The 19,549-nt window shown below is 56.5% G+C and carries 16 protein-coding genes and 1 other annotated feature; of the genes, 9 read left to right on the top strand and 7 right to left on the bottom strand.

Annotated elements, in window-relative coordinates; genetic code table 11:
* Positions 1 to 16: 16 nt before the first annotated feature.
* Genes QMZ65_RS14320 through atzF form a run of 3 tightly spaced genes read right to left on the bottom strand, consistent with a single transcriptional unit; the run spans position 17 to position 6,141 of the window.
* The gene (locus QMZ65_RS14320) at positions 17 to 715 is read right to left on the bottom strand and encodes a GntR family transcriptional regulator (RefSeq protein WP_034826206.1); all 699 of its coding nucleotides are present in this window, start codon (positions 713 to 715) and stop codon (positions 17 to 19) included.
* Between the two features lie 9 nt (positions 716 to 724).
* Positions 725 to 4,342 carry an urea carboxylase gene (uca, locus tag QMZ65_RS14325; RefSeq protein WP_283216216.1) on the bottom strand — a complete coding sequence of 1,206 codons (3,618 nt, stop codon included), beginning with the start codon at positions 4,340 to 4,342 and terminating at the stop codon, positions 725 to 727.
* 2 nt (positions 4,343 to 4,344) lie between these two features.
* Entirely contained in the window at positions 4,345 to 6,141 is a 1,797-nt protein-coding gene (atzF, locus tag QMZ65_RS14330) for an allophanate hydrolase (RefSeq protein WP_283216217.1), read from the bottom strand.
* Positions 6,142 to 6,397: 256 nt separating this feature from the next.
* On the opposite strand from atzF, the gene sltY reads away from it, so the two are divergent.
* Positions 6,398 to 8,317: a murein transglycosylase gene (gene sltY / locus QMZ65_RS14335; RefSeq protein ID WP_058959378.1), complete on the top strand. Its 1,920-nt coding sequence runs from the start codon at positions 6,398 to 6,400 to the stop codon at positions 8,315 to 8,317.
* A gap of 44 nt (positions 8,318 to 8,361) precedes the next feature.
* Positions 8,362 to 8,685 carry a trp operon repressor gene (gene trpR / locus QMZ65_RS14340; protein WP_038649187.1) on the top strand — a complete coding sequence of 108 codons (324 nt, stop codon included), beginning with the start codon at positions 8,362 to 8,364 and terminating at the stop codon, positions 8,683 to 8,685.
* Here the strand turns inward: trpR and yjjX are convergent, their stop codons facing one another.
* Complete coding sequence (gene yjjX / locus QMZ65_RS14345) at positions 8,686 to 9,204, bottom strand: inosine/xanthosine triphosphatase (protein ID WP_160833988.1); 519 nt, start codon at positions 9,202 to 9,204, stop codon at positions 8,686 to 8,688.
* A 51-nt stretch (positions 9,205 to 9,255) separates the two neighbouring features.
* Between yjjX and gpmB the strand changes: the two genes are divergently transcribed.
* Positions 9,256 to 9,903 carry a 2,3-diphosphoglycerate-dependent phosphoglycerate mutase GpmB gene (gene gpmB / locus QMZ65_RS14350; protein ID WP_038649182.1) on the top strand — a complete coding sequence of 216 codons (648 nt, stop codon included), beginning with the start codon at positions 9,256 to 9,258 and terminating at the stop codon, positions 9,901 to 9,903.
* A 150-nt stretch (positions 9,904 to 10,053) separates the two neighbouring features.
* On the opposite strand, the gene robA is transcribed toward gpmB, so the two are convergent.
* On the bottom strand, positions 10,054 to 10,935 hold the full coding sequence (gene robA, locus QMZ65_RS14355; protein ID WP_034826193.1) for an MDR efflux pump AcrAB transcriptional activator RobA: 882 nt from the start codon (positions 10,933 to 10,935) through the stop codon (positions 10,054 to 10,056).
* A 194-nt stretch (positions 10,936 to 11,129) separates the two neighbouring features.
* Here robA and creA point away from each other — a divergent pair, with 194 nt between their 5' ends.
* On the top strand, positions 11,130 to 11,603 hold the full coding sequence (gene creA / locus QMZ65_RS14360) for a protein CreA (protein ID WP_034826184.1): 474 nt from the start codon (positions 11,130 to 11,132) through the stop codon (positions 11,601 to 11,603).
* Between the two features lie 48 nt (positions 11,604 to 11,651).
* Here creA and arcA read toward each other — a convergent pair whose 3' ends face one another.
* A complete protein-coding gene (gene arcA / locus QMZ65_RS14365) occupies positions 11,652 to 12,368 on the bottom strand; it encodes a two-component system response regulator ArcA (RefSeq protein ID WP_034826183.1) in 717 nt (238 codons plus the stop codon).
* 609 nt (positions 12,369 to 12,977) lie between these two features.
* On the opposite strand from arcA, the gene QMZ65_RS14370 reads away from it, so the two are divergent.
* From QMZ65_RS14370 to thrC, 5 genes are all read left to right on the top strand, one after another.
* Entirely contained in the window at positions 12,978 to 13,667 is a 690-nt protein-coding gene (locus tag QMZ65_RS14370; RefSeq protein ID WP_038649173.1) for a tRNA/rRNA methyltransferase, read from the top strand.
* Between the two features lie 202 nt (positions 13,668 to 13,869).
* Entirely contained in the window at positions 13,870 to 13,941 is a 72-nt protein-coding gene (thrL, locus tag QMZ65_RS14375) for a thr operon leader peptide (protein WP_128601299.1), read from the top strand.
* Positions 13,877 to 13,999 (top strand) — a sequence feature (Thr leader region). It overlaps the preceding gene by 65 nt.
* 26 nt (positions 14,000 to 14,025) lie before the next feature.
* Complete coding sequence (gene thrA / locus QMZ65_RS14380) at positions 14,026 to 16,488, top strand: bifunctional aspartate kinase/homoserine dehydrogenase I (protein ID WP_283216218.1); 2,463 nt, start codon at positions 14,026 to 14,028, stop codon at positions 16,486 to 16,488.
* A gap of 2 nt (positions 16,489 to 16,490) precedes the next feature.
* A complete protein-coding gene (thrB, locus tag QMZ65_RS14385; RefSeq protein WP_097118408.1) occupies positions 16,491 to 17,420 on the top strand; it encodes a homoserine kinase in 930 nt (309 codons plus the stop codon).
* A gap of 3 nt (positions 17,421 to 17,423) precedes the next feature.
* Complete coding sequence (gene thrC, locus QMZ65_RS14390; RefSeq protein ID WP_160869756.1) at positions 17,424 to 18,707, top strand: threonine synthase; 1,284 nt, start codon at positions 17,424 to 17,426, stop codon at positions 18,705 to 18,707.
* 62 nt (positions 18,708 to 18,769) lie between these two features.
* Here thrC and yaaA read toward each other — a convergent pair whose 3' ends face one another.
* Positions 18,770 to 19,546 (bottom strand): peroxide stress protein YaaA, encoded by a 777-nt coding sequence (gene yaaA, locus QMZ65_RS14395; protein WP_283216219.1) that lies wholly within the window; start codon positions 19,544 to 19,546, stop codon positions 18,770 to 18,772.
* Positions 19,547 to 19,549 lie beyond the last annotated feature (3 nt).

Consider the following 19,549-nt stretch of genomic DNA (forward strand, 5'->3'; position numbering starts at 1 on the left):
AAATGTGTTAGTGTTTTTATTCAATGGGTTGAAGCCGGGCCTGCTGTAACATATGCAATGTGATCTTTCTGACCTCTGCCTTACTGACGGCAATGTGGTCGGTTAAAATGCGTTGTGCCTCCTCGGTTTGTTGCTGGAAAATCGCCCGTAAAATCTGAGCGTGTTCGCGGTATGTCGCATCTACCCGGTCGTCACGGGTAAAGTCGAGACGACGGATGATGCGGATCTTTTCGGTCAGTTCGGCGTGGATGCGTGCCATCTCCTGATTGCCCGCGGCGGCTACCAGCGCCATATGAAAGGCTTCGTCGTGCGCCGACACCGCTTTGCCATCCTCCAGGCGTGGCGCATCGATCCAGAAACCTTTCAGTTCGTTCAGGATTTCCGCACAGGCCAGCGGCGGCAGCGCGCACAGGCGGCGCACTGCTTCGCGCTCCAGCACGGTGCGGAAGTCGTACAGCTCTTCGAAGTATTCGAAGTCGAACGGCTTCACCTGCCAGCCGCTGCGGAACCACACTTCGACATAGCCCTCGCGCTCCAGCCAAAACAGCGCCTGACGTACCGGCGTGCGGCTCACGTCGAGCCGATCGGCGATTTCGTTTTCGCTAAAGCGGTCACCGGGCATCAAACGAAACTCAAAAATGTCCTGTTTCAATGCCTGATAAACCTTCTCCGCCAGCGCTTCCGGGCGGCCTTTGCTGCGTGGGCTTTGATGCATGCGATCTCCTTATTCCAGCCATAGCAGGGTGTTGCCGGGACTCACCGGACGTCCTGCCTGACAGGCAATGCGTTTCACCGTGCCGGCCTGCGGCGCGACAATCGCCAGTTCCATTTTCATGGCTTCGACGATGATCAGCGTCTGACCGGCTTCCACTGCGTCCCCCGGCTGCACCAGCACTTTCCAGATGTTGCCGTTCATATCGGCACAGACCGCTAGCGCATCTTCGTCGGCTTCCGGGGCCATCAGCGTCTCTTCACTGGTCAGCGGCGCGTTCTGCTCTTCCTGTGCCCACAGCGTCACTTCCTGTTCGAAAGCGGCTGACTGGCGCTGACGGAATTCGGCAATTGAGTCGGCGTGTTCAGCGAGGAATTGCTGGTGGGCAGCGAAATCAAACAGCGTCTCTTCGATGCGTACCGTGGCGCGGCCTTCGCGGAAGTCATCGCGCAGTTGCGTGAGTTCATCTTCGGTCACCGGATAGAAGCGCACCTGATCGAAGAAGTGCAGCAGCCATGGCTCATCCGCCGCGAACTGGTCGTTCTTGAGGAATTTGTTCCAGATTGGCAGCGTGCGGCCCACCAGCTGATAGCCACCGGGTGAATCCATGCCGTAGATGCACATGTACATGCCGCCAATACCGACCGTGCCTTCGGCGGTAAAGGTACGTGCCGGGCTGTATTTGGAACTGAGCAGGCGATGGCGTGGGTCGATCGGTACCGCGCAAGGCGCACCGAGATAGACATCGCCCAGGCCGAGGATCAAATAGCTGGCATCGAAAATGGTGTCGCGCACCGCTTCGCGACTCTCCAGCCCATTAATGCGCTGAATAAAATCAACGTTGTTCGGCAGCCATGGCGCGGTAGCGCGCACGGTTTCCTGATAACGCTCAACCGCACCGAGCGTGGCGCTGTCTTCAAATGCCATTGGCATCCAGACGATGCGCGAAGGCACTTTCAGCTGGCTGACATCGCCGAGTCCGGCTTCCAGTTCCAGCAGCAGATTCATCAGCTGTTTCTGGCTGAGGATCAGGCTGTCATAGCGCACCTGCAGTGAGCGAACGCCGGGTGACAGCTCTTCGACGCCGGGCACCGCACGTTCACGCAGCGCATTCATCAGCAGGTGCACACGCAGACGCAGCGCCAGATCCAGCACGTTATCGCCGTACTCAATCAGCACGTATTTATCTCCGGCCTGGCGATACACGGCAGCAGGCGTGGTGTCTGTGGCGGGCAGTGCGGCCAGCAAGGTCGCAGAGCCAATGTTACTGGCCGCCAGTGAGGGAACCTCAAAGGCTGGCGCATGAGTGCTGCGCAAGGTTTCCACGCTGTGCGCCTGGGCTTTCTCCAGCGCCACCGCTTCATCAGCGCTGATCGGGTGGAAGCGAATGCGGTCGCCGGGTTTCACCTGACCGACTTTCCACAATTCTGATTTGGCGATGGTCACCGGACAGACGAAGCCACCGAGGCTCGGGCCGTCATGGGTCAGGATCACCGGGAAGTCACCGGTAAAGTTCACTGCGCCAATTGCGTATTCACAATCGTGCACGTTAGACGGGTGCAGCCCGGCTTCGCCGCCGTTAGCACGCGTCCAGGTCGGTTTGGGCCCGACTAAACGCACGCCGAGACGGTTGGAGTTGTAGTGCACCTGCCAGTCGCTGGCGAAGAACTCGTCGATGGCAGCCTGGGTGAAGAAGTCCGGTGCGCCGTGCGGGCCGTACAGCACGCCGATGCGCCATTCGTTGCCATAGTGCGGCACCAGCGCGTGATCGAGCGCTTGCGGTTCACTGATCGGCGCGGGCGTGGTGCAGGCGGCCAGCAGCGGCTGGGAGATCGGCAGCATATCGGCGACGCGCAGGGTACGTCCGGCATGGCCACCAAACTGGCCGAGTGAGAAGGTGGAACGGCTGCCGAGGTATTCCGGCACGTCGAAGCCGTTGCGCACCGCTAAATAGGTGCGGCAACCGCTCTGGGCGCGGCCTAACGTCAGCGTCTGGCCTGCTTTTACACTGATTGGTTGCCAGTAATCGAGGCTTGCGCCATCCAGTTCTGCCGGGCAATCTGCGCCGGTCAGGGCAATGACTGCGTCGCTGTGGAAACGCAGTGTCGGGCCTTGCAAAGTAAACTCCAGCCCGGCGGCGCTGTCGTGGTTGCCGACAATGCGGTTTGCGAGGCGGAAAGCGAAGTCATCCATCGGGCCTGAAGGTGGCACGCCAATATCCCAATAGCCCAGGCGGCCAGGGAAATCCTGAATGCTGCTGAAGGTGCCGGGTTGCAGCACTTCAATCACGCTGGCGGACGGGGTAAAGCTGTCGAGGAAACGCGTCCAGACTTTGCCGCTGCTGAACGCTTCGGTGGCCACAATCTGGCGCAGATAATCGAGGTTGGTGGCGATGCCGTGCAGCTGCGTGGCATCCAGCGCCTGCTGCATTTTTGCCAGCGCCGCTTCACGCGTGTCGGCGTGAACAATCAGTTTGGCAATCATCGGATCGTAAAATGCTGAGACTTCGGTGCCGGTATCGATCCAGCCATCCACGCGCACGCCATCCGGGAAACTGACGCCGGTCAGGGTGCCGGGACTTGGCTGGAAGTTTTTCAACGGATCTTCGGCGTAGATACGCACTTCAATCGATGCGCCTTTGGGGGCCTGCTGCAGTCGCGCCCAGTCGATGGCATCACCGGCGGCGACTTGCAGCATGCACTCCACCAGATCGAGCCCGGTCACACACTCCGTCACCGGATGCTCAACCTGCAAGCGGGTGTTCACTTCGAGGAAATAGAACGCATCCTGTGCGGCGTCGTAGATGTATTCCACGGTACCGGCGCTGCGATAGCTCACTAACTCGCCCAGACGCACGGCCGATGAGAGCAGCGCCTCACGCGTCGCCTGCGGCAGGTTCGGTGCCGGGGTCTCTTCCACCACTTTCTGGTTGCGACGCTGTAATGAGCAGTCACGCTCACCGAGGGCAATCACTTTGCCGCTGCCGTCACCAAAAATCTGCACTTCAACGTGGCGCGCGCGGTCGATAAAGCGCTCCAGGAACACGCCTGCATCACTGAAAAACTGTTCGCCGAGACGACGTACGCTCTCCCATGCATTGCGCAGCGCATCGGCGTCGTCACAGCGGGTTAAGCCAATACCGCCGCCGCCCGCCGTGCTTTTTAGCATCACCGGATAATTGATGTTTTCTGCCGCGCTGAGCGCCTCTTCCAGCGAGTTGAGCAGCGGTGTGCCAGGCGTCATCGGCACACCTGCGCTAGCCGCCAGTTCACGCGCGCGGTGCTTCAGGCCAAACTCGCCAATCTGCTGCGCCGTCGGACCAACAAATGCAATCCCCGCCTCTTCACAGGCGGCGGCAAACGGCAGGCTTTCGGAGAGAAAGCCGTAGCCCGGCCAGATGGCTTCTGCGCCGGTCTCTTTAGCAGCAGCCAGAATTTTATCGATGCGCAAATAGCTGTCGCTGGCTTTGTCACCGCCGAGGGCAATCGCCACATCGGCTTCTTTGACATGTCGCGCGTTACGGTCGGCATCGGAGTAAACGGCGACGCTTTTCACGCCGAGGCGCTTGAGGGTGCGAATCGCACGGCAGGCGATTTCGCCACGGTTAGCGATCAGGACGGTGCTGAACATGGTTATTTACTCCCCTGAGAGGCCAGCCAGTTGCGCCAGCCGCCAAATTCGGTAATTTCCAGCGCCTGCGACAGCACCGCCGGTTCACAGATAAAGCCTTTCACCACGCGACCATCAGCCAGCGTCAGAGATCCAATGCCGAGCGGTGCCGGGATTTCCGCCACGAATTCGCCAAAGCGCGCGAGTGGGATATCCCACAGTTCCACGGTGATGGCGGTACCGCTGTCACCGCGCAGCAGGCCGGGTTTTTTGATCGGACCATCGAGCAGGGCAAACAGGCGGTAGTGACTGGCGGTTTGTGTCTCTTCCACCCACACCGCATTGCGGGTGGTGAGCTGGAAATTGAGCGGCATGCCGGTGAGGTGCGCACCGACCACTGCCACGCGTACGTGATCGGCAGACACCGGGAAGGCGGTGTATTGAGCGGGCTGAGCTTTGCCGGTCGCGCCTAACGTCAGCGCCATCTGCTGTTGCCACTGAATGCCGAAGCCTGCCAGCGCGCGATCCTGCCAGGCAGACGCAATCAGCGTGATGCCCGCAGGCAGGCCATCGGCGCGGAACGGACCAGGCAGCGCCAGTGCGCTAAGGTCAGCAAGGTTAGTGAAGTTGGTGTAGGTGCCAAACTGCGAGTTGTAATGCACCGGCTCCTGCTTCATCTCTTCCAGCGTGTGAATGGTTGGCGAGGTCGGCACCACAAGCGCATCAAACTGCGCCAGGGTTTGCTGGATTTGACGCGTCAGCTCAGCGCGCAGGTATTCCGCCTGATAAGCCTCGACGGCGGTGTATTTCAGGCCACTGCTGACAATACCGTACACCACCGGGTCCATCTCTTCCGGGCGATTGATCATCTCACCGACAGCGACAGTGCGCTCGGCAACCCACGGGCCGTAATAAAGCTGTTCCGCCAGTTGGTGGAATGCGGTGAAGTCGATAGGGTGCAGCGTCGCACCGCCCGCTTGCAGTTGCTCCAGTGCACGTAACCAGGCTGCTTCGGCCTGCTTATCACCAAAGAATTCAGGCGTGGCAGGAATGGCGAAATCAGGTCGAGCCTTAAAGCTGGCAGGCGCGGTGTGCGGATTGTTGCGTGAGTAGGCGTCTCCCGCATCGTAACCGCCTGCGGCGGTGGCAACGGTGAAGGCATCTTCCACCGTCAGAGCGAAGACGGAGATGGTGTCATTCAAACGGCAAGCAGGCACTACGCCGCTGGCCGAGAACCAGCCTTTGGTGGGTTTCAGGCCGACGATGTTGTTAAAACCTGCCGGGACGCGACCGGAACCGGCGGTATCGGTGCCTAGCGAGAAGCCCACCAGGCCGCGCGCCAGCACCGAAGCAGAACCGGAGCTGGAACCACCGCTAACATACTCGGGGTTAAAGGTGTTGCTTACCGCACCGAACGGAGAACGCGTGCCGACTAACCCAGTGGCGTATTGGTCGAGGTTGGTTTTGCCGATCACCACCGCACCGGCCGCTTTAAGCTGTGCGACCACAAAGGCATCATATTCAGCCGTATAGGTTAAGGCCGGACAGGCGGCACTGGTCGGCCAGCCTGCCACATCGATATTGTCTTTCACCGCAAACGGCACGCCAAACAGCGGCAGTGCAGCGGGATTGCGCAAGTAACTGGCCAGCAAGGGTTCAATTTGCGCCTGCAGCTGTGCGGGCGAAGCGACATACAGCCAGGCGTTATCCTGCTGGTCGATGGCGTCGAGGTGTGCTGCCAACAAGGTGCTGATGCACTGTGGGTCCTGCTGATAGCGGTGTTGCCAATCCTGAAGCGTGTATCCGAAGGTTGCTGCCATGAGTGAATTCCAACTGGTATACAAGATGGAATTCAACAGAGCAAAGCGCGTGCCATTTTTGTAAGTAAATGAATAGCTGTAGCTAATTGATATGACATAGGATTTTGTGATGATAATTTGCACAGTCACAGCGCAGACGGTGTGCAATCACGGTGCGCCTGCGTAAATTTTGTGAAGAACATGGCAAGAGACCGTTGGCCTGGTTAGCATGAGTTAAGTCTGGCATGAGCTGGATCGCAGCAGAGAGGAGAGTAGAGTGGAGAAGTGGCGTAACTGGATGATAGGGATCTGTCTGGTCAGCACGGCCAGCAGCGTGTGGGCCGACTCGCTGGATCAACAAAGACAGCGCTATGCGCAAATCAAACAAGCCTGGGATAACAATCAAATGGACCAGGTCTCGCAGCTGATGCCAACGCTGCAGGATTATCCGCTCTATCCGTATCTGCAATACCGTTTGCTGGCGCAGGATCTCGATCAAGAGACGCCGCTGGCGGTGAAGAATTTCATTCAGCAATATCCAACGCTGCCACCGGCGCGTTCACTCTCGACACGCTTCGTCAACGTGTTGGCACATCGTCAGGACTGGCAGGGCGTGCTGAGCTTTAGCCCGGATGAGCCCAAACCGGTGCAGGCGCGCTGTAACTGGTATTACGCCAAGTGGGCTACCGGCCAGCAGCAGGTGGCGTTTGATGGCGCGAAATCGATCTGGCTGCGCGGTTCCGCGCTACCGAATGACTGCGATCAGCTGTTCTCGGTGTGGCAAGCGTCCGGACAGATGTCGCCGATTACCATTCTCGAACGTATTCGCCTGGCGATGAAAGCCGGCAACGACAGCCTGGTGAATTATCTGGCGAAAATGCTGCCGGCGGATTATCAAACCACTTCCAGCGCGCTGATTGCGCTGCAGCAAAATCCGCAGACCGTCACCACTTTTGCCAGCAGCCTCGGTCCGACCGATTTCACCCGTATGGCCACCAGTTATGCCTTTGCCCGCGTCGCGCGTGAAGACATGGATAATGCGCGCATGATGATCCCGCAACTGGTGCAGGCGCAGAAAATGAGCCCGGCGGAAGAGCAGGATCTTAAGGAAACCGTGGTGTGGCGCATGATGGGCGCCGATCTGACCTCCGAGCAGGCGCGCTGGCGTGATGCAGTGGTGATGAACAGTGAATCCACCGCGCTGGTGGAGCGTCGCGTGCGTCTGGCGCTGAGTCAGAACGATCGTCGTGGACTGAACACCTGGATCGCGCGTTTACCGGTTGAAGCCAAAGAGAAAGATGAGTGGCAATACTGGCAAGCCGATCTGCTGATTTCTCAGGGGCGCAAAGAAGAAGCCGATGAGATTCTGCGTAAACTGATGCAGGCTCGTGGTTTCTACCCGATGGTGGCGGCGCAACGTCTCGGCGTGGAATATCCGTTGCAGATCGATCAGGCCCCGGCGGCAGACAGCTCGGTGGTGCAGGGGCCTGAACTGGCGCGCGTGCGTGAGCTGATGTATTGGGGGCTGGATAACCTGGCGCGCAGTGAGTGGGCCAATCTGATCTCCAGCAAGACCCATTCGCAGCAACAGATGCTGGCGCGTTACGCCAACGAGCAGGACTGGTGGGATCTCAGCGTGCAGGCGACCATTACCGCGAAAATGTGGGATAGCCTGAAAGAGCGCTTCCCGCTGGCATGGCGCAATCTGTATCAGCAATACACCAGCGATAAAGGTATTCCGCAGAGCTATGCCATGGCGATCTCCCGCCAGGAGAGTGCGTGGAATCCGAAAGCGCGTTCGCCGGTCGGTGCCAGTGGTTTGATGCAGGTGATGCCAGCCACGGCCAGCCATACCGTGAAGATGTACAACATCCCCGGCTATGTGAACAGCAGCCAGTTGCTCGACCCACAGACCAATATCCAGATTGGTACGCAGTATCTGGAATACGTCTATCAGCAGTTCGATCAGAACCGCATCTTCTCCTCGGCGGCCTATAATGCCGGGCCGGGCAGGGTACGCAGCTGGTTGAATAACAGCGGTGGCAAACTGGATGCAGTGGCGTTTATCGAAACCATTCCGTTCTCAGAAACACGCGGCTACGTGAAAAACGTGCTGGCGTATGACGCCTACTACCGTTACTTCATGGGCAAGCCGGATAAGATTCTCGCCGATGGCGAGTGGAATCGCCGTTACTAGCTGTGCTATGCTTCCGTACTCGCTAATGAGTACGGAAGCCCTTCATGAGCCAACCTCTTTCTTCCCAGCCGGATGCGGCTCAGCCTGTTGAAGATAACTGGCTGCGTTTTATCGATTTGATGCAGAACGCTTTCGCGGACGGTGTGTCGTTGCCTTTGCTGCAACTGATGATGACGCCCGATGAACGTGAAGCGTTTGGCACACGCCTGCGCATTATCGAAGAGCTGATGAACGGCGACATGAGCCAGCGCGAGCTGAAGAATGAGCTGGGCGTCGGTATCGCCACCATCACGCGTGGCTCTAACAGTCTGAAAGAAGCGCCTCCTGAGCTGAAACGCTGGCTGGAAGCGCGCTTAGGCCGCCATTAATTACTGCTGATACAGCGGATGGGTGAACGGGCAGAGTGCCAGTATCAGCGCCTGGTGGTAAACGCTTGAGCGGCTCAACAGACCGTTGGTAAACGCGCCGATAGCGCCGCCTTTCTGCTTGATATTATCAACGCCGGTTAAGCGTGCCATTTCGTGACCGAGTTCGTGTCCGGCGGCTAAGCCCGCCATGACAATCGGCGGCAAGGTGAAGCTGGCGGAGCGCGATTCGCCGCGCTGCTGGGCGTTTTCAATCACCATCCATGCAAAGGCACAATCGCCCTCGATGCCGGCCTCAATCGCGACCCAATAGTCAGATTCAGGACGCTGCAAACGCGCATTTGCCACGCGGGTACGTGCGCCAGTTCGCGTTTCGACATCGCTTAACGGCTGTGCGGCAACGCCGCTCTCGACCTCGACCCCTTCAATATGGCAGGATCCTTCACCAAAGACGTCGTTGAACGCCTGAGCAATCGCGCGGATTTTTGCCGGGTTGATGGTGGCTGCGACAACGTGGTACATAATTGTTTGAACCCTCAAGGCAAATTTGTCGCAGTATAACGGAAATTAAGCATGCTACAGGTCTATCTTGTTCGTCACGGCGAAACGGTATGGAATGCGGCCCGACGCATTCAAGGTCAATCCGACAGTCCGCTGACGGAAAAAGGTGAGCAACAGGCCCAACAAGTGGGTGAACGGATGAAATCGCAGGGCATCACTCATGTGATCGCCAGCGATTTAGGCCGCACGCGCCGCACCGCCGAGATCATCGCGGATGCCTGCGGTTGTACGGTCACGGTTGATGCACGTTTGCGTGAGCTGAATATGGGCTGTCTCGAACAGCGCCCCCTTGATGGCTTAACGCCGGAAGAGGAGAGCTGGCGTAAAACGCTGGTGGATGGCACCCAAGACGGCCGCATCCCTGGCGGTGAATCGATGCTGGAGATGGCGACGCGCATGCACGAAGCGCTGAACGCGTTGCTCGAACTGCCAGCGGGCAGCCGTCCGTTGATTGTCAGTCACGGTATGGCGTTAGGCGTGTTAGTGAGTACGCTATTGGGATTGCCGGCGCACGCTGAGCGCCGTTTGCGCCTGCGCAACTGCTCGATTTCACGCGTGGATCATCAACAGAGCGCGTGGCTGGCTGCAGGTTGGGTGGTCGAGACGGCAGGCGATGTGTCGCATCTGGATGCGCCTGCGCTGGACGAATTGCAGCGTTAAGCGTCATTCGGTTTCGGTGCGCATCAATGCGCTGCCTGTAAAGGGTGGGGGTAATGATTGCCTGCCCAGCAAAAGGGTCAGCTCGCCATTTATGGCGATCTGCCGTTATTGAAGCCAAAAAAATGCCGTCATCATGACGGCATTTTCATATCAGCGATTCTGCTGCGGGCGAATGGGAATCAGGTATTCGCAACGGATTTCCGTTGGCGGCTCGCTGCGTTTCTTACCGCCATGCGTGAAGAAACGCTCAATATCCTGGCCCTGACGACGCACCAGACCCAACGTTGGCATACAGGTGCCGTACAGCAGCAGAATGAACTCACCCAGTGCGCTGCGCGCACCGTTATAGGTGAACTGCACGTAATCCCCGGCTTCGAGAATCACATTTTGATTCGACTGCATGCTCAATGCCTGTTGATCGGCAGGCACTGCCGTGGTGTAGAGAATCTCCTGCTCATCATCCTTTTCATGGCTGGCACGTACCTGATGCAGACCGTATAACACCGGTGGCACGGTATCAGTTTCCAGCAGGAACTGTTTCCAGAAATGGATGCGCATTTCGTCACGGTAGCTGGAAATTTGCTCCAGCGTACAGGTGTAACTCTGCGTTTGCCCGACCAGCACCGTTTCCGGCAGCGTGACAAACGTGGCCTCAGGCATGTGGTGATCGTCCAGACGAATCGGCGGGCGAATGCCGAAGGAGTTCCATTCCGATGAGCGACGATACCAGGCGGGCGTTTGATTAAACTGCTTTTTAAACGCACGGGTAAAAGTCTGCTGTGAATCGAAGCGGTATTGTAAAGCGATGTCGAGGATCGGGCGGCTGGTCAGGCGCAAGGCCACAGCGGCTTTCGACAGGCGACGCGCGCGGATGTAAGCGCCGATGGCGTGGCTCGTCACTTCCTTGAACATACGCTGCAGGTGCCACTTGGAATAGCCCGCTTTCAACGCAACATTATCTAATGAAAGGGGTTGATCCAGATGGCTCTCCAGCCAGACAAGCAAATCGCGAATGATACCGGCTTGGTCCATAAAACATCCTCATAACTCTCTGGTGGCGCAACTATGAAGTCGTCGAATAATAGCACGAAATGCACAAAAGCGTGGGGGCGGTTTGTCAATCGGCTGTGCTAAATCAATGCGGGCTACAACCCGTTTAGGTTTGGTTCCGGGTTCGATTGACAGTACATTACAGTCTCATCTATTCGATTGGCAATGGTAACTCAATGACAATAACTCGCTTTCTTATAATCACGCTTGCAACTTGTCTCTTCAGCGCGGGCGTTCAGGCCGAGGAAATCGGCTCGGTAGACACGGTTTTCAAGATGTTTGGCCCCGACCATAAGATAGTGGTGGAAGCCTTCGACGACCCCGACGTAAAAAATGTAACCTGTTATATCAGCCGGGCGAAAACCGGTGGGATCAAGGGCGGATTAGGTCTGGCGGAAGATACTTCCGACGCGGCCATCTCCTGCCAGCAGGTTGGGCCTGTAGAGCTTAGCGATAAAATCGCACAAGGCAAGGCGCAAGGAGAAGTGGTCTTCCAAAAGCGCACTTCATTGGTATTTAAGAAGCTGCAGGTGGTGCGCTTCTATGATCAAAAACGTCATGCGCTGGTTTACCTGAGCTACTCAGATAAAGTGGTGGACGGTTCGCCGAAGAATGCGCTGAGCGCTGTGCCAATCATGCCGTGGCATTGAGGCATAAAAAAACGCCCTGATGGGCGTTTTTCTTTTACTGCAGCAAACTTAATCCTGCAATTCACCACAGAAGCGATACCCTTCGCCATGAATGGTGGCGATGATTTCTGGCGTATCCGGGGTGGATTCGAAATGCTTACGAATGCGGCGGATGGTGACATCCACGGTGCGGTCATGCGGCTTCAGCTCACGACCTGTCATCTTCTTCAGCAGATCGCCACGGGTTTGAATCTTGCCCGGGTTTTCGCAGAAGTGCAGCATCGCGCGGAACTCACTGCGTGGCAGCTTATACTGTTCACCGTTCGGGCTGATCAGTGAGCGGCTGTTAATATCCAGCTCCCAGCCGTTAAAGCGATAGCTTTCAACCGCGCGACGTTCTTCACTTGGCATCGCCAGATTCATGGTGCGCGATAACAGGTTGCGTGCACGAATCGTCAGCTCACGTGGGTTAAACGGTTTAGTGATGTAATCATCGGCGCCAATCTCCAGGCCGAGGATTTTATCTACTTCGTTATCACGACCTGTCAGGAACATCAGCGCAACGTTTGCTTGTTCACGCAATTCGCGTGCCAGCAGCAAACCGTTTTTGCCTGGCAGGTTGATATCCATGATCACCAGATTGACGTCATTTTCCGTCAAAACCTGATGCATCTCGGCGCCGTCGGTGGCTTCATAGACCACGTAACCTTCCGCCTCAAAAATACTTTTGAGGGTGTTACGCGTGACCAGTTCGTCTTCAACGATAAGAATGTGCGGGGTCTGCATGTTTCGCTACCTAAAATTTGCCAACAAATCGAAAACAGGGCGTACGATGGCTGCGTTTACTGTTCATCAAAACAGCGTGCCTTACGCAACCGGTGTACGAAATAATCTTCGGAATACACCATCCATCTATGTCAACTTCAGTGTTAGCTCAGCCAGTCAGGATGAATATTTGCGTGCCCCGTGGGTATCGGACTGGCGCTTATCCTAACCGTATTAACAGCAACCTAACAGCACCAACAACAACCGATAAGCATAAAAACAACGCTTCGTTGACTTATATCAAATGCAAGTGTAGCACGTTAACACTTTTATGAAAAACTTCTCCAGGAATGCCAGCTTAGCTCACAAAAAGCAGCATTTTTGCTACATTTTGGCTGCATAACGGTAAAACTAAAACCTGCAGGAAATAATATTTTAATAATATGAAAAACAATAGATTTATATTAATTAAGCGTGGAAATTTTAGTTATATCCCACAATATCTTCTCCCCATCGCTTTTATCCTCTTTTAACATCCTTAACATCTTATTTTCTCTTGTCCGTGCGGTTGGTATTTTTGCCACTGCATGCCAACATAGGGCGAGTTGTTAACAGTTCGATGGAAAAATCATGCATTTCCCCCTAATCCTTGTCTCACCCGCCCGTCCGGAAAATATCGGCGCGGCCGCTCGTGCCATGAAAACCATGGGTTTTAGCGAACTGCGTATTGTCGCCAGCGATGCCTGGCAAGACCCGGCTGCGCGTCGTGTTGCGCACGGTGCCGGTGAGATTCTCGATAATGTCAAAACCTATGCCACGCTAAGTGAAGCGCTGGCCGATGTCGATTTCTCGGTCGCCACCACCGCCCGCAGTCGTGCGAAGTTCCGCTACTACGCCACGCCGGCGCAAGTCGAAACCATTCTGCAGGAGAAGCGCCAGTGGCTGAGCCGAATCGCGCTGGTATTTGGTCGTGAGGACAGTGGCTTAACCAATGAAGAGCTGGATCAGGTCGATCTGCTGACCGGCATTCCAATGGCCAATGATTATCCTTCACTCAACCTCGGACAGGCGGTGATGGTTTACTGCTATCAGCTGTCGGCGCTGAATCAGGTCGCGGCAGAAGTGAAAGAAGTGGCGAACGAACACCAGCTGCAGGCGCTGCGCGAGCGCTTCCACCAGCTGCTGGTGAAACTGGAAGTGAGCGACGATGCCAAAATGGCGGACTGGATCGATCAGCGCATTGGCCTACTGGAACAGCGCGATAGCGCCATGCTGCATCGCCTGCTACATGATGTAGAAAAAAAACTTATAGATAAATAATCGGTGAATATCGTTTTTAATAGTGACTGATCGGGAAACAGGGCGATCAGTCGAACGATCCTAATATGATTTACGCGCAGACACCGAACTCTGCGCAGTCGCCTTAAAATGGCGGCTAAGACAAATTCGTTGACTTAACGTGCGCTTTGCTTTACTTCTGGAAGGCAGACGGACAAGACAAAGACAGACAGAAAAAATCTCAATGCGTAATCACAGCCTGAACACCACAATTATTATTACCACCACCATTACCACAGGTAACGGTGCGGGCTGACGCATACAGGAAAAACAAAGAAAAAAGCCCGCACCTAAACAGTGCGGGCTTTTTTTTCGGCAAAAATTCAGGAGAGCTTCAATCATGCGAGTGCTGAAATTCGGCGGAACCTCAGTAGCCAATGCGGAACGTTTTCTCCGCGTGGCAGATATTCTGGAAAGCAACGCGCAACAGGGACAGGTTGCCACCGTGCTCTCTGCCCCAGCGAAAATCACCAATCATCTGGTGGCGATGATTGAGAAAACCATTAGCGGCCAGGACGCACTGACGAATATCAGCGATGCCGAACGGATTTTTGCCGACCTGCTGCAGGGCCTGGCGGAGGCTCAGCCGGGCTTCGATTACGATGGCCTGAAAACCCGCATTGAGCTGGAATTTGCCCAGCTGAAACAGGTGCTGCACGGCATCAGCCTGCTGGGCCAGTGCCCGGATGCGGTGAATGCCGGCATTATCTGTCGTGGTGAGAAGCTCTCTATCGCCATCATGGAAGCGCTGCTGCAGGCGCGCGGCCACAAAGTCACGGTGATCGACCCGGTGGAGAAACTGCTGGCCGTTGGTCACTACCTCGAATCCACCGTGGATATCGCCGAGTCAACCCGTCGCATCGCGGCCAGCCAGATCCCAGCCGATCACATGATCCTGATGGCGGGATTCACCGCCGGTAACGAGAAGGGCGAACTGGTGGTGCTGGGCCGTAACGGCTCCGACTACTCGGCGGCGGTGCTGGCAGCCTGCTTGCGTGCGGACTGCTGCGAGATCTGGACTGACGTAGACGGTGTTTATACCTGCGACCCGCGCCAGGTGCCGGATGCGCGACTGCTGAAGTCGATGTCCTATCAGGAAGCGATGGAGCTGTCTTACTTCGGCGCGAAAGTCCTTCATCCGCGCACCATTGCTCCGATTGCCCAGTTCCAGATTCCTTGTCTGATCAAAAACACCGCCAACCCGCAAGCGCCCGGCACTTTGATCGGTGGCGAGGGCGAGCTGGATGAGAACCCGGTGAAAGGCATCACCAACCTCAATAACATGGCGATGTTTAACGTCTCCGGTCCAGGTATGAAAGGCATGGTCGGCATGGCAGCACGCGTGTTTGCCGCGATGTCGCGCACCGGTATCTCAGTGGTGCTGATCACCCAATCCTCTTCTGAATACAGCATCAGTTTCTGCGTACCGCAGAGCGAGCAGGCGCGTGCGCGCCGCGTATTGGAAGAAGAGTTCTATCTGGAGCTGAAAGATGGCCTGCTGGATCCACTCGATGTGCTGGAGCAGTTGGCAGTGATCTCCGTGGTCGGCGATGGCATGCGCACCTTGCGCGGCATCTCCGCCAAATTCTTCTCGGCGCTGGCGCGTGCCAACATCAATATCGTGGCGATTGCCCAGGGCTCTTCCGAGCGTTCCATCTCGGTGGTGGTGAGCAATGATGAAGTGACCACTGGCGTGCGCGTGGTGCATCAGATGCTGTTCGCCACCGATCAGGTGATCGAAGTGTTCGTTGTCGGTGTCGGCGGTGTCGGCGCGGCGTTGCTGGAGCAGCTGCATCGTCAGCAGGCGTGGCTGAAAGAGAAGCACATCGATCTGCGCGTGTGCGGTATCGCCAATTCTCGCGCGCTGTTAACCAATGTGCACGGCATCGATCTCAGCGACTGGAAAGGCGCGCTGAGCGAAGCCAAAGAGCCGTTCAATCTCGGTCGTCTGATGCGTCTGGTGAAGGAGTATCACCTGCTGAACCCGGTGATTGTGGACTGTACTTCCAGCCAGGCGGTGGCCGATCAATATGCTGACTTCCTTGCTGAAGGTTTCCATGTGGTGACGCCGAACAAAAAGGCTAATACATCGTCGTGGAATTACTATCAGCAGATGCGTGCGGCCGCGGCGAAATCGCGTCGTAAGTTCCTGTACGACACCAACGTCGGTGCTGGTCTGCCAGTGATCGAAAACCTGCAAAATCTGCTGAATGCCGGTGACGAGCTGATCAAATTCTCCGGTATTCTCTCCGGTTCACTCTCCTTTATCTTCGGGAAACTGGACGAAGGCGTTTCACTGTCTGAAGCCACCAAAATGGCGCGTGAGATGGGCTTCACCGAGCCGGATCCGCGTGACGATCTTTCAGGCACCGATGTGGCGCGTAAACTGCTGATTCTGGCGCGTGAAGCGGGTCACCAACTGGAGCTGAGCGATATCGAGATTGAGCCGCTGCTGCCAGCTGAACTCACCGACATCGCTGACGTTGAGCAGTTTATGGCCCGCCTGCCGGAACTGGATGATGCTTTTGCCGCCCGCGTTGCCAAAGCGCGTGATGAAGGTAAAGTGTTACGCTTCGTCGGCGCCATTGAAGAAGGCGGCGTCTGCAAAGTGAAAATCGATGCGGTGGACGGTAACGATCCGCTGTACAAAGTGAAGAACGGCGAGAACGCGCTGGCGTTTTACAGCCGCTATTATCAGCCGATCCCGCTGGTTCTGCGTGGATACGGCGCGGGGAATGATGTCACAGCGGCCGGCGTGTTTGCCGACTTGCTGCGTACACTGTCGTGGAAGTTGGGAGTTTGATGATGGTAAAAATTTATGCACCGGCCTCGATAGGTAACGTCAGCGTCGGCTTTGATGTGCTGGGCGCGGCGGTTTCGCCGGTGGATGGCACCCTGTTGGGTGACTGCGTATCGGTGGAAGCGGCCGACAGCTTCAGCCTGGTGAACACCGGGCGCTTTGTCAGCAAGCTGCCAACCAATCCGCAAGAGAACATCGTTTATCAGTGCTGGGAACGTTTCTGCCAGGCGATTGGCAAACAGGTTCCGGTGGCAATGACGCTGGAAAAGAACATGCCGATCGGTTCAGGTCTGGGTTCCAGCGCCTGCTCGGTGGTCGCGGGTTTAATGGCGATGAACGAGTTCTGCGGCAAGCCATTGAACGATACCGAGCTGCTGGCCTTGATGGGCGAGCTGGAAGGGCGTATTTCCGGCAGCGTGCACTTTGATAACGTCGCGCCTTGCTTCCTCGGCGGTGTACAGCTGATGATTGAAGAAAACGGTATCATCTCACAGGATGTGCCGTGCTTTGATGACTGGCTGTGGGTGATGGCCTATCCAGGCATTAAAGTCTCAACCGCTGAAGCACGCGCGATTCTGCCTGCGCAGTACCGCAAAGACGATGCCATCAAGCATGGCCGTCTGTTAGCGGGCTTTATTCACGCCTGTCATACCCGCCAGCCGCTGCTGGCGGCTAAACTGATGCAGGATGTGATTGCAGAACCTTACCGCACCAAACTGCTGCCGGGCTTCGCTGAGGCGCGCCAGGCGGCTGCCGACATCGGTGCGTTGGCCTGTGGTATTTCGGGCTCCGGCCCGACACTTTTCGCCGTTTGCAACGAGATGGCAACGGCACAGCGGATGGCAGACTGGCTGAGCCAGCACTATCTGCAGAACGATGAAGGCTTCGTCCATATCTGCCGTCTTGATACGGCTGGCGCACGTAACTTGGGATAACGCATGAAACTCTACAACCTTAAGGATCACAACGAGCAGGTTAGTTTTGCTCAGGCCGTTAAACAGGGCCTCGGCTCGCAGCAAGGGCTGTTCTTCCCGCTCGAACTGCCGGAATTCGAACTGACCGACATCGATGCGATGCTGGAGATGGATTTCGTCAGCCGCAGCAGCAAAATTCTCTCAGCTTATATTGGCGATGAGATTGCCGCGCACCAACTGGCTGAGCGCGTGAAAAACGCCTTTGCCTTCCCCGCGCCGGTGGCGAAAGTCAGTGCAGATGTGGCGTGCCTCGAACTGTTCCACGGCCCCACGCTGGCATTCAAAGACTTCGGCGGCCGTTTCATGGCGCAGATGCTCTCTTATGTGTCAGGCGCTGATGAGCAAATCACCATTCTGACCGCGACCTCCGGTGATACCGGCGCCGCCGTGGCACATGCGTTCTACGGCATGGAAAACGTGCGTGTCGTAATCCTCTATCCGCAGGGCAAAATCAGCCCGCTGCAGGAAAAGCTGTTCTGTACGCTGGGCGGCAACATTGAAACCATCGCGGTGGAAGGCGATTTCGATGCCTGCCAGGCGCTGGTGAAGCAGGCGTTTGATGATGAAGCGCTTAAGAAAGCGATTGGCCTGAACTCGGCTAACTCCATCAACATCAGCCGCTTGCTGGCGCAGATTTGCTATTACTTCGAAGCGGTGGCGCAACTGCCACAAGAGCAGCGCAATCAATTGGTGGTCTCCGTGCCAAGCGGTAACTTTGGTGACCTGACCGCTGGCCTGCTGGCGAAATCCCTCGGCTTGCCGATCAAGCGCTTTATCGCTGCCACCAACGCCAACGACACCGTGCCACGTTTCCTGGGCAACGGCGAATGGCTGCCTAATGCGACAGTGGCAACCCTGTCGAACGCCATGGACGTCAGCCAGCCGAACAACTGGCCGCGCGTGGAAGAGCTGTTCCGTCGTAAAACCTGGCGCCTGACCGATCTGGTGTCTGGCGCGGTATCGGATGAGACCACCAAAGCCACCATGCGTGAGCTGGCGGAAATTGGCTACATCTCTGAACCGCACGCGGCGATTGCCTATCGCATGCTGCGCGACAACCTGCAGGAAGGCGAGTTCGGCCTGTTCCTCGGCACCGCGCATCCGGCCAAGTTCAAAGAGAGCGTGGACGAGATTCTGGGTCAGGAATTGCCGCTGCCAAAAGAGCTGGCAGAGCGCGCTGAGCTGCCATTGCTGTCGCATAATATGGCGGCAGACTTCGCTGAACTGCGTAACTTCTTGATGAAGTAATGCAAACAGGCGCGCGACCATGCGCGTTTTGAAGAGTGAGGTCGCCATCATGGCGACCTTTTTTATTTCTGTTCGTGGCGCTTAAACACCAGCTCGTTACCTTTGCTCTCATCAGCCGCAAAGAAGTAGCCATCAACATCAAACTGTTTCAGCTGCTCGGGCTTGCTCAGGCGGTTCTGAATCACATAGCGGCTCATCAGGCCACGCGCTTTCTTGGCGTAAAAACTGATCACTTTAAACTTGCCGTTCTTCTCATCAAGGAACACCGGCTTGATCAACTCACCGTTCAGTTGCTTCGGCTTCACCGCTTTGAAGTACTCATCGGACGCCAGGTTGATCAGCACCTCATCGCCTTGCTCGGCCATCGCGTCATTGAGCTTCTGCGTCAGTAAATCGCCCCAGAAACCGTAGAGATCTTTCGCCGCCGGGTTGGCCAGCTTGATGCCCATTTCCAGGCGGTAAGGCTGCATCAAATCCAGCGGACGCAGCACGCCGTATAAACCGGACAGCATGCGCAGGTGCTGCTGGGCAAAATCGAAATCTGCATCACTGAACGTCTCAGCCTGCAAACCGGTGTACACGTCACCTTTAAACGCCAGAATTGCCTGACGCGCATTTTCGAGCGTGAAGGGCGGCTGCCACTGGTTGAAGCGATCGGCATTCAGATGTGCCAGTTTGTCGCTGATGCTCATTAGTGAACTGATCTGCGCCGGTGAAAGATCGCGCGCAACATCGATCAGCTGTTGTGATTTTTCTAACAGTGTTGACTGCGTAAAGCGCTGTGTCGCCAGCGGGCTTTCAAAATCCAGTGTCTTCGCTGGCGAGATAACCATCAGCATCGT

This window comes from Pantoea sp. EABMAA-21, from assembly GCF_030053335.1.
GTDB lineage: Bacteria > Pseudomonadota > Gammaproteobacteria > Enterobacterales > Enterobacteriaceae > Pantoea > Pantoea communis.

Bases quoted from the DNA above. Each gene is read 5' to 3' on its own strand.
- robA (WP_034826193.1), bottom strand. From the start codon at position 10,935: ATGGACCAAGCCGGTATCATTCGCGATTTGCTTGTCTGGCTGGAGAGC.
- uca (WP_283216216.1), bottom strand. From the start codon at position 4,342: ATGTTCAGCACCGTCCTGATCGCTAACCGTGGCGAAATCGCCTGCCGT.
- trpR (WP_038649187.1), top strand. From the start codon at position 8,362: ATGAGCCAACCTCTTTCTTCCCAGCCGGATGCGGCTCAGCCTGTTGAA.
- atzF (WP_283216217.1), bottom strand. From the start codon at position 6,141: ATGGCAGCAACCTTCGGATACACGCTTCAGGATTGGCAACACCGCTAT.
- yjjX (WP_160833988.1), bottom strand. From the start codon at position 9,204: ATGTACCACGTTGTCGCAGCCACCATCAACCCGGCAAAAATCCGCGCG.
- thrA (WP_283216218.1), top strand. From the start codon at position 14,026: ATGCGAGTGCTGAAATTCGGCGGAACCTCAGTAGCCAATGCGGAACGT.
- QMZ65_RS14370 (WP_038649173.1), top strand. From the start codon at position 12,978: ATGCATTTCCCCCTAATCCTTGTCTCACCCGCCCGTCCGGAAAATATC.
- QMZ65_RS14320 (WP_034826206.1), bottom strand. From the start codon at position 715: ATGCATCAAAGCCCACGCAGCAAAGGCCGCCCGGAAGCGCTGGCGGAG.
- arcA (WP_034826183.1), bottom strand. From the start codon at position 12,368: ATGCAGACCCCGCACATTCTTATCGTTGAAGACGAACTGGTCACGCGT.
- gpmB (WP_038649182.1), top strand. From the start codon at position 9,256: ATGCTACAGGTCTATCTTGTTCGTCACGGCGAAACGGTATGGAATGCG.
- thrB (WP_097118408.1), top strand. From the start codon at position 16,491: ATGGTAAAAATTTATGCACCGGCCTCGATAGGTAACGTCAGCGTCGGC.
- yaaA (WP_283216219.1), bottom strand. From the start codon at position 19,546: ATGCTGATGGTTATCTCGCCAGCGAAGACACTGGATTTTGAAAGCCCG.
- thrC (WP_160869756.1), top strand. From the start codon at position 17,424: ATGAAACTCTACAACCTTAAGGATCACAACGAGCAGGTTAGTTTTGCT.
- creA (WP_034826184.1), top strand. From the start codon at position 11,130: ATGACAATAACTCGCTTTCTTATAATCACGCTTGCAACTTGTCTCTTC.